The organism is Methylobacterium sp. A52T (genome assembly GCF_053346095.1).
Genome location: NZ_JBKFBI010000180.1, coordinates 1 through 10,185, shown reverse-complemented (window position 1 = coordinate 10,185; position 10,185 = coordinate 1). Strand labels below are relative to the sequence as shown.

The 10,185-nt window shown below is 68.6% G+C and carries 10 protein-coding genes and 1 pseudogene; 2 read left to right on the top strand and 9 right to left on the bottom strand.

The window, feature by feature from the left end; translation table 11 throughout:
• Positions 1–48: 48 nt before the first annotated feature.
• Positions 49–309 carry a hypothetical protein gene (locus ACLBYE_RS27570; protein ID WP_056521516.1) on the bottom strand — a complete coding sequence of 87 codons (261 nt, stop codon included), beginning with the start codon at positions 307–309 and terminating at the stop codon, positions 49–51.
• A gap of 302 nt (positions 310–611) precedes the next feature.
• Here ACLBYE_RS27570 and ACLBYE_RS27565 point away from each other — a divergent pair, with 302 nt between their 5' ends.
• Positions 612–863 (top strand): hypothetical protein, encoded by a 252-nt coding sequence (locus ACLBYE_RS27565; RefSeq protein ID WP_447696612.1) that lies wholly within the window; start codon positions 612–614, stop codon positions 861–863.
• A 111-nt stretch (positions 864–974) separates the two neighbouring features.
• On the opposite strand, the gene ACLBYE_RS27560 is transcribed toward ACLBYE_RS27565, so the two are convergent.
• The 7 genes from ACLBYE_RS27560 to ACLBYE_RS27530 all read right to left on the bottom strand — a co-directional run bounded on the left by ACLBYE_RS27560 (position 975) and on the right by ACLBYE_RS27530 (position 9,484).
• Positions 975–2,330 (bottom strand): hemolysin family protein, encoded by a 1,356-nt coding sequence (locus ACLBYE_RS27560; protein WP_447696611.1) that lies wholly within the window; start codon positions 2,328–2,330, stop codon positions 975–977.
• A 315-nt stretch (positions 2,331–2,645) separates the two neighbouring features.
• Positions 2,646–3,368, bottom strand: a complete 723-nt coding sequence (locus ACLBYE_RS27555) for an ABC transporter ATP-binding protein (RefSeq protein ID WP_024827743.1) — start codon at positions 3,366–3,368, stop codon at positions 2,646–2,648.
• Positions 3,361–5,409, bottom strand: coding sequence for a branched-chain amino acid ABC transporter ATP-binding protein/permease (locus ACLBYE_RS27550; RefSeq protein WP_447696610.1), 2,049 nt, complete (start codon positions 5,407–5,409; stop codon positions 3,361–3,363). The genes ACLBYE_RS27555 and ACLBYE_RS27550 overlap by 8 nt, the downstream gene beginning before the upstream one ends.
• Positions 5,410–5,447: 38 nt before the next feature.
• On the bottom strand, positions 5,448–6,320 hold the full coding sequence (locus tag ACLBYE_RS27545; RefSeq protein WP_020091659.1) for a branched-chain amino acid ABC transporter permease: 873 nt from the start codon (positions 6,318–6,320) through the stop codon (positions 5,448–5,450).
• Positions 6,321–6,491: 171 nt separating this feature from the next.
• A complete protein-coding gene (locus ACLBYE_RS27540; RefSeq protein ID WP_026604708.1) occupies positions 6,492–7,703 on the bottom strand; it encodes an ABC transporter substrate-binding protein in 1,212 nt (403 codons plus the stop codon).
• Between the two features lie 280 nt (positions 7,704–7,983).
• Complete coding sequence (locus tag ACLBYE_RS27535; RefSeq protein WP_447696609.1) at positions 7,984–8,373, bottom strand: tautomerase family protein; 390 nt, start codon at positions 8,371–8,373, stop codon at positions 7,984–7,986.
• Between the two features lie 226 nt (positions 8,374–8,599).
• Positions 8,600–9,484, bottom strand: coding sequence for a LysR substrate-binding domain-containing protein (locus ACLBYE_RS27530; RefSeq protein WP_447696608.1), 885 nt, complete (start codon positions 9,482–9,484; stop codon positions 8,600–8,602).
• A 118-nt stretch (positions 9,485–9,602) separates the two neighbouring features.
• On the opposite strand from ACLBYE_RS27530, the gene ACLBYE_RS27525 reads away from it, so the two are divergent.
• Positions 9,603–9,998, top strand: coding sequence for a tautomerase family protein (locus ACLBYE_RS27525; protein WP_447696607.1), 396 nt, complete (start codon positions 9,603–9,605; stop codon positions 9,996–9,998).
• Positions 9,999–10,077: 79 nt separating this feature from the next.
• Here ACLBYE_RS27525 and ACLBYE_RS27520 read toward each other — a convergent pair.
• Positions 10,078–10,185, bottom strand: a pseudogene (locus ACLBYE_RS27520) (IS630 family transposase); the annotation flags it as partial.

The following is a 10,185-nucleotide window of genomic DNA, read 5'->3' as shown; positions in this document are numbered from 1 at the left end:
GCGGCCTCGCCCGGCCGGAAAAAAGGCGGGGGGGGCACGACGATCGTGTCAGCGACGGGTGCCGGTCGAGCTGGTGCCGGTGGTGCCCGTCGTGCTTCCGCCGCTTCGCGACGTCGAGCCGGTCGAGTCCGTCCCGCCGGACTTCATCTCGTGGCCCGGCGCGTAACCGGACGCACCCGGGCTTCCGGCCCGGCTCCCCCGATCCTGCATCTCGTGGCCCGGGGTCTTGGACGAGGCCCCCTGCTCGGCGGCGACGGCGCTGCCCCCGAGAGCGAGGGTGGCGAGGACGATAATCGGCAAGCGTGTCATGGAGCGTCTCCTGTTTTGGAGCCCCTAAACGGCAGGATCTCCGGGACCGTTCCGACAATTCGTGCCGCTATCGACGTCGTGACTGCGCGCGATCACGCTCGGCACGCCCCTTTCACGGAGACCTGTGCCGTTTCATCGCCACCTGTGCTTGTTCCCGGACCAGCGCGATCCTGAATACCGCGCGGTTATTCGGAGAGGCTTCGAGCTAACCGGCTCCTGCCTTCGCGACGGCGGGGAACGGTTTGCCGCGAAGCACCGTATCTGGGGTGACGCGGGGCGCCCCCGCTCTGAGGAAGGCATCCATGATCCGCACGCCAACGCTGATCCTGCTCGGCACACTGACTCTGGCCGGAGGCATCCTCGGATCGACCTCGGCCGCCCTCGCCGACCCGCCCTGGGCCCGCGGAGAGCGCGGCTTCCGCCACGGCGGCCCGCCACCCTGGGCGCCCGCGCACGGCTATCGCCGCCACCGTGAGTTCGGTGATTACGGACGCAGGGGCGGACGATACTACGAAGGGCGGCGTTACGGCGGCTACCGCTACGATCGCTACTGACCGTCGCGAAATCGCCCCGATCTCGCACGGGCGACGGCCACCGTCACGCGAGACAACGCGCCCGCGATGCTCGCAGGCATGTGCGCCGAACCATGCCCCGGCGACGCGCGCTCACGTACCCCCGACCGGCGCCCGCGCCGGCAAGCGGGTGGCGAGGACCTTGTCGATGCGACGGCCGTCCATGTCGACCACTTCGAGGCGCCACCCCTCGGCCACGAGGGCGTCCCCCGCCGCCGGTATACGGCCGAGCTGGAAGATCACGTAGCCGGCCAGCGTCGTGTAGTCGTCCGTGCCCGGCGGATCGTCGAAGGCGAGACGCTCGAACGCGTCCTCGGCCGGCATCATGCCGTCGATGAGCAGCGAGCCGTCCTCGCGCTCGACGACCGCCGGGTCCTCACCGACCTCGGGTATGTCGCCCGCGATGGCCTCGAGGAGATCCGTCTGCGTGACGATGCCCTCCAGGCTGCCGTACTCGTCGACGATCACCGCCAGCTGCACGGGGTTGCGCTGGAAGCTCTCCAGCGCCGTGAGAACCGTCATGCCCTCGTGGACGACGTTCGGCGGCCGCATGGCGGTGGCGATATCGAGGGTCCGCCCGTCGAGGATCTGATCCAGCAGGTCCTGCTTGCGCAGCACGCCGACGACCTCGTCGATGCCGCCGCGGCTCACGACGACATGGGCGTGGCTGCAGGCGCGGACCGCCCGCGTGATCTCCTCGGGCGATCCGTCGAGGTCGACCCACTCGACCTCGTGGCGCGGCGTCATGATCTCGCGGACCCGGCGGTCCCCCAGCCGGAAGATGCGCTCGACCGCTTCCTGCTGCGCCTCGCGAATGAGTCCTGCCTCGCGGCTCGCCTCAACCAGGAGGTTGAGCTCCGCCGTCGAGTGGTGGCCGCCCTCGCCGTGGCCGGGCTGCAATCCGCAGAGGCGCAGGACGCCGTTGCCGAGGCCGTTCAGGAACAGGATGGCCGGGCGGAACACGAACAGGAATACGCTGAGCGGGCGGATCACCGCGAGGGCCGTGCGCTCGCTGCGCTGGAGCGCGAGGCTCTTCGGTGCCAGCTCACCCAGCACGATGTGCAGCGCCGTTATGATGACGAACGAGATCACCACCGCGACCGTGTGCGCGGCCGCCGTGGAGAGCATGTCCGGCAGCCACGTCAGGGCGGGCAAGATCAGGTGGGCCAGCGCCGGCTCGCCGACCCAGCCCAGCGCGAGGGACGAGATGGTGATGCCGAGCTGAGTCGCCGCGAGGTGGGCGTCGAGGTGGTCCGTGGCCCAGAGCAGCGCCTTCGCGTTCACGCGCCGCTCGGCGATGAGTTCGGCCACGCGGCTCCTGCGCACCGCGACCAGGGCGAATTCCGCTGCCACGAAGAAGCCGTTCGCCAGAACCAGGGCGAGGACGGCAAACAACCCTAAGGCAGTCGCCCAACCGTCGTCCAAAATCGACACCTCCCTTGTGGCCATCGTGCCGCCAGCGTCCCGACGGTCTGTACAGGAGAGAGGCCGCGCGGCCTACGGGCTTCCGGGCCCGAGCGGCCTCGGCGTTGTCGCCGACGAACCACGGGACACCTCGGCGGACTGCCTCTGGCCCAGACCGATCCTGCAGGTGATCGAGAGCGCACCTATGAGCGGGGTGATGCGGCCGGTCGCGAGGCGGCTTCGAGCTTCGCAGACGGCGGTGCGCCGGGCATCGCCCGCCGGCTCCGGGGATCGGTTCATCCCCGCGCGCTGAGACTCGGGGCGCCCTTGCCCCGCGGCACGAGCCCGCCCCTCGCGGTGTCAGTGGCTGCCGCCGAGATACGCCGCCCGCACGGCCGGATCGTTGCGCATCTGCTGGGCCGGGCCCTGGAAGCGGATCCGCCCGTTCTCCAGCACGTAGGCGTGGTCGGCGACGCCGAGCGCCGCCATGGCGAACTGCTCGACGAGCAGCATCGTCACCTGCTCGGCCTTGAGCAGCCGGATGATCCGGAAGACCTCCTCCACGAGCTTCGGGGCGAGGCCCATCGAGGGCTCGTCGAGCAGGAGGATCTCGGGCCGCAGCATCAGGGCCCGGCCCATGGCGAGCATCTGCTGCTCGCCGCCGGATAGGGTACCGGCGAGCTGCGTGCGCCGCTCCTTCAGCCGCGGGAACATCTCGAAGGCGCGCTCGCGGTCGGCCGCGACGTCGCCCTTCGGGCGCGAGCCGGTGAGCCGCGGGAAGGCGCCGAGCGTCAGGTTGTCCTCGACCGAGAGCGTCGGGAAGACCCGCCGGCCCTCCGGCGAGTGCGCGAGGCCGAACCGGGCGACATCGTGGCTGTCGAGGCCGCCGATCTCGCGCCCGTTCAGGCGGATCGAGCCCGCCCGTGGACGGATCATGCCCGAGAGGGCGCGCATCGTGGTGGTCTTGCCGGCGCCGTTGGAGCCGATCAGCGCCACGACCTGACCCTTCGGAACCTGGAAGTCGAGGCCGTGCAGGACCTCGACCTGGCCGTAGCCGGCCGACAGACCCGTGACCTCAAGCATGGGTCATCTCCTCGTCGGCGACGGGACTGCCGAGATAGGCCTCGACCACCTTCGGATCGGCCTGGACCTCGCGGGCGCTGCCCTCGGCGATCTTGTGGCCGAAATCGAGGACGCTGACGCGGTCGCAGAGCCCCATGACGACATCCATGTGGTGCTCGATCAGGATGACGGTGATCCCGGCGTCGCGGATCTTGCGGATGATCGCCGTCAGCTCGGCGATGTCGGGGGCGGTCAGGCCCGCGGCCGGCTCGTCGAGGAGGAGCAGGACCGGGTCGAGGGCGAGCGCGCGACCGATCTCGAGGAGCCGCTGCTTGCCGTAGGGCAGGTTGCGGGCCTCCACCTGCGCGAGGGGGCCGAGGCCCACGAAGTCGAGGATCGCCATCGCGCGGGCGCGCTGCTCGCGCTCCTCCCGGCGCCGCCGGGGCGTGCCGAGGATCGCGTCGAACAGGGTGCCGCGGAAGCTGTGGTGCAGCCCGACCAGCACGTTCTCCAGCGCGGTCATCTCGCGGAAGAGCTGCACGTTCTGGAAGGTGCGGGCCACGCCGGCAGCGGCGATCTCCGACGGGGTGCGCCCGTCGAGGCGCTTCGTGCCCTGGCCGCGCGCCAGGGTCACGCTGCCGCCGGTCGGTTTGTAGATGCCGGTGAGCACGTTCATCATCGTGCTCTTGCCGGAACCGTTGGGACCGATCAGCCCGTGGATCGTGCCCGGCCGCACCGTGAGGTCGACGCCGGCCAGCGCCTTGAGGCCGCCGAACTGCATCAGCGCCTGATCGACGGAGAGGAGCGGGTCGGCGCCCCGGTCGCCGCTCTGCACGCTGAGGGCCGCGCCCTCGGCGTGGAGGCTCTTGCCCTCGGCCGTGTGGGCCGGGCGCAGGGCGGGGATCGTCTCGCGGAGGAAGCCCACGATCCCGTCCGGCAGGTAGTAGACCACGAACAGGATCATCAGGCCGAACACCGTCAGCCGGAAGTCGGTGACCGTTTCGAGCGCGAGCGTGGCCGGGAAGAAGGCGAGGCAGAGCGCGACCGGCACCAGCAGGGCGAAGCGGTTCTCCCGGCGGCGCAGGAAGGCGAGCGCGCCCACGACCAGTGCCGCGGCGGCGATGATCCCCGCCATGATCCGCACCAGGCCGATATCGGCGAGCACGTTCGGCATCATCACGATGATCGCCGAGCCGATGATCGGCCCCGCCCGCGACTTGCGGCCGCCCATCGTGACGGCGAGAAGGAACAGCACGGTGAGCTCGAACCCGTAGGAGTTCGGCGCCACGTAGCGCTCCGACCAGGCGAACAACGCGCCGGCGAGGCCGGCCAAAGCCGCCGAGATCACGAAGGCGTAGACCTTGTAGCGGTAGACGCTGACGCCCATGCAGTCGCAGGCGATCGGCGAGTCGCGCAGCGCCTCGAAGGCGCGGCCGTAGGGCGAGCGCACCACCCGGTTGACGACCAGGATCGTGGCCAGGAGCGCCAGGCAGACGAGGTAGTAGAACTCGAGCTTGCGGCCGGCCGCGCCCCAGGGGGCCTGGAGGCCCAGCAGCGAGAAGTCGAGGACCCGGGCCGGCGGCAGGGTGATGCCGAGGGGACCGTTGGTCAGTGGCGTCAGCTCGTTGATGAAGATCTGGACGATGGTGCCGAAGGCCAGCGTCACCATGGCGAGGTAGGGGCCGGTCACCCGCAGGGCCGGCACGGCGAGCAGCACGCCGAAGGCCGAGGTCACTCCGATCCCGGCCAGGATGCCCCACCAGATCCCGAGCTTGAAGTGCAGGAACAGCACCGCCGCCGAGTAGGCACCGACGCCGAACAGGCCGGCATGGCCGAGGCTCACCTGTCCGGTATAACCGACCACGATGTCGAGCCCGAGTATCAGGATCGCGTAGATCGCGATCACGATCATCAGGTGGATGTAGTACGAGCTCGTGACCACGTGCGGGAAGACCGCGAGGCCGACGACCAGCAGCACGGCGCCGAGGATGCCGACGTGGCGCGACAGGCTGGGGGCGGCCGCCGGGGCGGGCGCTTCGGTGGGGGCGAGGGTCTGCGCCATGGCTCAGGCTGCCGTGAGAATTGCGCGGGAGGTCACGCTCAGACCTTCTTGATGACGGCCTTGCCGAACAGGCCGACCGGGCGGATGGAGAGGACGACGAGGAGCAGGATCAGGCCCGGCACGTCCTTGTAGCCGGTCGAGATGTAGAAGCCGGTCAGCGTCTCCGCGACGCCGAGGATCAGGCCACCGACGATGACGCCGAGGCCGGATTCGAGGCCGCCGATGATCGCCACCGCGAAGGCCTTGAGCGCCAGCACGGAGCCCATCGTCGCACCAGTCAGGGTGACGGGCGCCACCAGCACGCCGGCGAAGGCCGCCGTCATGGCGCTGATCGAGTAGGAGAGGGTGATGACCTTCTGGGTGTTGATGCCCATCAGCCCGGCGGCGTCGATGTCGTTTGAGGTGGCGACGACCGCCTTCCCCCAGATCGACTTGCGATTGAAGATCTCCACCGCCAGCATCATCAGCAGCGCGCCCGCGACGATCAGCAGTTCCATCGGCAGCACGCGCACGCCGCCGACCTGGAGCGCCGTCTCGGGCAGCGGGGAGGGGAATTTCAGGTCGTCACGTCCCCAGACGTTCTCGGCGACGTTCTTGAAGATGATGCCGAGCGCGATGGTGGCCATGATCCACCCGTACTCGGACTTGATCTTCACGGCCGGGCGCACGCCGAGACGCTCGACCACGGCCCCGAGGGCGAAGCCGAAGACCAGGACCAGCGGGATCATCAGCCAGTAGCCGACGAACGGCACCAGGGTCAGGCCGAACAGGGCGCCGAGGGCCAGCGCCTCGCCCTGGCCGAAATTGAGGGTCTTCGAGGTCGCGAAGGTCAGCTGATAGCCGAACGCGATGGCGGCGTAGATCATGCCGACCGCGACGCCGGACGCGATGAGCTGGAGCAGGATTTCCATGGGATCGCTGTCGCCGGAGGGACGTCCGGTCGCGCGGCGGGCGCCGCGGGACCGCTGTGCAGAGCGCCGGCAGGCTGTGACGCCGCCGGATCCGAGGGAGACGCCGCCGCCCCCCCGGGGGCGGGGGGGGGGGGGCCCCCCGCCCCGGGGGGGGGCGCGCCGTCCGGAGCCTCAGTTCGAGGACTTCTCCTTGAGGCGGACCACGCCGGCGTTCTTGGCGTCCTCGTCCTTGGCGTAGACGATCTTGCCGTCCTGCACCTTCCCGAACACGACCATGTTGCGCGAAATCGCGTTGTGGTCCTTGGCCGTGAAGGGCTTGTCGTAGGTCGTGACCACGCCCTCGACCTTCTCGTTCAGGTTCTCCAGGGCGGCGCGGATCTTCGCGCCGTCGGTGCCGCCGGCCTGCTTGATCGCCGCGGCGAGAAGGTAGATCGAGTCGTAGCCCTGGGCGCCGGCCACGGGGGTCGGGATCTTCGTGACGCCGTAGGTCTTGTAGTAGTTCTCGAGGAACGCCTTGCGCTTCGGCAGGGTCTGATCCTCGATGAAGGTCTGGGGCATGATCACGCCGTTGCCGTTCGTGCCGGCGATGTCGATGAAGCTCTGCATCGAGGACGGCCAGCTCGTGATCATCGGGACCTTCCAGCCGAGCTTGGCCATGCCGTTGGCGATCTGGGCCAGCTCCGGCCCGATGCCGTAGGCCAGGATCACCTCGGCGCCGGCCTGCTGCGCCTTCAGCAGCTGGGCCGTCATGTCGACGTCCTTGATGTTGAACTTCTCGACCGCGACGGGCTTCACGTTCTTGGTCGCGAGATACTTCTCGATGTCCTCGCGCCCGAGCTGCCCGTAATTGGTCGAGTCCGCCAGGACCGCGATCTTCTTGTGGCCCTGGGCGAGGGCCTCGTCGACCATCAGGCCGGCCTGGAGCACGTCGTAGGCGGAGTTCCGGAAGACGTAGTTGGCGTCGTAGTCCGGCTCCTTGAACTGGTTGGTGATGATCGTGCCGGTCGCGACGTTGTTGAAGACCGGGATCTCGGCTTCCTGGTAGAAGCGCTGGGCGGCCAGGGCCACGCCGGTATTGATGAAGCCGACGCTCGCGACGACTTTCTCCTTGTTGATCAGTTCCTGCGCAACCTGCGCGCCGACCTCGTTCTTGGCCTCGTCGTCGCGCTCGATCAGCTGGATCGGCCGGCCGAGAACGCCACCGGCCTTGTTGATCTCTGCGGCGGCGAGCTTGGCGCCGTCCCGCATCGAGACACCCATCGAAGACGAGCCGCCCGTATAGGGCCCGCTCAGCCCGATCTTGATCGGGTCCGCGGCCCGCGCCGGGGCCGACACCATCGTCAATAACAGCACCGCGGCTGCAGCGCGACCTGCGAAGACCATCGTTTCCTCTCCAAGATTCCGCGTGCGCGGTGTGCCCTTAACCGTGGCACCTTGGGAGGGAGATCTCCCGAGACGGGTCGAGCCGTCAAGCTGAGATTTTGGGCGATCCCAGACGATTAATACAGATTGTCCGTTGCACACGTCGTAAAAGCTGCAGGCACCACAATTTCACGTCGTTGGTGCCGGCAGTCGGATTAAGCGCCGGGCGTGTTCGTGATAGGCCGACAGCGCCGGCCGGCCGATACATGATCCGGCGCCCGCTTCTGCGGAACGCGGCGAGCTACGCGCGGCGGCGCCCGCGCTCCGCCTGGGTCAGGCCGTCGTAACCCCAGCTGTCCTTCGGCACCTCGTGGATGACGATGTAGGACACCTCCGCCAGTTCGGCCCCGAGAACGGTCTTCAGGAATCGGTTTACTTCAGCGATGAAGCGCGATTTCTCATCGGGCGTGTTCGTGTCCGCGCTGATGATGGCATCCACTTGCGCGGCGCGGGCGATCGGCTCGGCACCGACGCTCCATCCCGTGGCAGGCACCTCCTCGACCAGTACGCCGACCAGAGGCGCGACCTTGTGCAGGACGGTGGCCATCAGCCGGGTGATGCCCGCCTGGATCGCCGTGACCTGCTCGGGTGCGAGCGGCGTACCCGCGACTTTGACATTGATGAAGGGCATGGTCGTCGGTCCGTGGCTTCGCGACCGCCGCGGCGGCCAACGGACGATGGGTTACGGGATCTCAAGAGTTCGGGTAATTTGAAATTTCGGCACCCTGTGTTCGGCAAAATCGAACGATGCAGTGTCATCGATGGCCGTTGGCGCGCGGGCAGGGACCGTGAGGACTGATGTTCGATGACCGGGGTGTCTGCGGCGCGCCGAGAGCCCGTCACTGGCCGTCTCGCCCTTACGCGACGTGCTCCCTTATGGTCTCGAGGAGAATATCGGTGAGCCGCGCGACGGCCGGCGGCAGCTCGGCTTCGGCCTGGTGAAGTGTCAGTGACGCGCTCGGAAGAGGCGGCAGGCCGGTCGCGGCCGGATCGAGAACGCTCAGCGTTTTAGGCAAGCCGACGGCGGTGCGCGCGGTGACACCCAGGCCACCTTCGGCGGCGGCCCAGAGTCCCGAGAGGCTGGGGCTGGTGAAGACAAGCCGCCAGGGCAAGCCGCGACCGTCCAGGGCAGACACGGCCGCGGACCGGAACGTGCACGGCGGCGTGAAGGCCGCGAACGGGACGGGTTCCCGGACCGGATCCGCGAGGCCCGGCCAGTCCGGGGGTCCGATCCAGTGGATCGGCACTTCGGCGACCCGGTGCGCGTGAGGCGCACCGCTGACGTCCCCCCAGACCAGCGCGACGTCGAGCTCGCCTTTCAGGGTCTTCTCGACGAGCTGCGCGCCGAGCCCGACCTGGACCTCGATGCGCACCCGCGGATAGGCCCGTGAGAACCGCTTGAGCACGGCCGGGAGCCAGCCCTCGGCGAAATCCTGCGCGAGGCCAAACCTTGCCCAGCCCTCAATCTCGGGTCCGCGCAGCCGGTCGACCGCCTCGTCGTTGAGTTCCAAGAGCCGCTTCGCGTAGCCGAGCATGCTCTCACCGGCGGCGGTCAGCGCGAGACCGCGTCCCGCCTTCTGCACGAGTGGCTGACCGACCTGTTCCTCCAGCTTCCGGAGCTGCGTGCTGACGGCGGATTGCGACCGCCCCAGCCGCTCGGCCGCGCGGGCGAAACTGCCGAGTTCGAACCCGGTCACGAAGGTGCGGAGCACGTCCATTTCGAGGTTGGTGCGCGTCGCCATGGTTCGATTTCTGAGAACTCTCTGTTCGAGTGTTTCAAATTTTCCGGACGATCGTGGGGGCGTACACGGAAAGCGTCAAGACGGCCGCGCCGCTCGACGTCACAGGAGACCGCAAGCCATGCCCCTCGTTCGCATATCGCTCCTCAAGGGCAAGTCACCGGCCCATATCAGAGCCATCTCGGACGGCATCCATCGCGGCCTGCGCGACGCCTACGGCGTGCCCGCAGACGACCGCTTTCACCTCATCCATCAGCACGCGCCGGACGAACTGATCTACGATTCCGATTATCTCGGGCTTCACCGCACCGACGACCTGGTGATCATCAACATCGTCGCGGGCAACTGGCGGGACACGGCGAAGAAGAAGGCGCTCTACAGGGCGATCACCGACAACCTCGTCGCCGATCCCGGTCTTCGTCCGGAAGACGTGCTCATCGTCCTGTCGCCGAACGCGCGCGACGAGTGGTCCTTCGGCAACGGCCTAGCGTCCTACGTCCAGGACGACGCGGACTGATCCGTCCGGGGCAACGCGATCTGCCTGGCAGGACCGCCGCCTCGCGCTGACCAGGTCCGAGCGCTAGAGCGTTTTCGGTTTATTCTGGGTCGTATCCTGCAGCGGCGAAGAAATTGGCGCACTCGTCTGGCGTTACGGTGTCGATGAGCCGTCCGATGGCCGACCATAGCCCTTCGACGGTGCGCTC

Coding starts and splice junctions, on each gene's coding strand:
- ACLBYE_RS27570 (WP_056521516.1), bottom strand. CDS start 309: ATGACACGCTTGCCGATTATCGTCCTCGCCACCCTCGCTCTCGGGGGC.
- ACLBYE_RS27565 (WP_447696612.1), top strand. CDS start 612: ATGATCCGCACGCCAACGCTGATCCTGCTCGGCACACTGACTCTGGCC.
- ACLBYE_RS27560 (WP_447696611.1), bottom strand. CDS start 2,330: ATGGCCACAAGGGAGGTGTCGATTTTGGACGACGGTTGGGCGACTGCC.
- ACLBYE_RS27555 (WP_024827743.1), bottom strand. CDS start 3,368: ATGCTTGAGGTCACGGGTCTGTCGGCCGGCTACGGCCAGGTCGAGGTC.
- ACLBYE_RS27550 (WP_447696610.1), bottom strand. CDS start 5,409: ATGGCGCAGACCCTCGCCCCCACCGAAGCGCCCGCCCCGGCGGCCGCC.
- ACLBYE_RS27545 (WP_020091659.1), bottom strand. CDS start 6,320: ATGGAAATCCTGCTCCAGCTCATCGCGTCCGGCGTCGCGGTCGGCATG.
- ACLBYE_RS27540 (WP_026604708.1), bottom strand. CDS start 7,703: ATGGTCTTCGCAGGTCGCGCTGCAGCCGCGGTGCTGTTATTGACGATG.
- ACLBYE_RS27535 (WP_447696609.1), bottom strand. CDS start 8,373: ATGCCCTTCATCAATGTCAAAGTCGCGGGTACGCCGCTCGCACCCGAG.
- ACLBYE_RS27530 (WP_447696608.1), bottom strand. CDS start 9,484: ATGGCGACGCGCACCAACCTCGAAATGGACGTGCTCCGCACCTTCGTG.
- ACLBYE_RS27525 (WP_447696607.1), top strand. CDS start 9,603: ATGCCCCTCGTTCGCATATCGCTCCTCAAGGGCAAGTCACCGGCCCAT.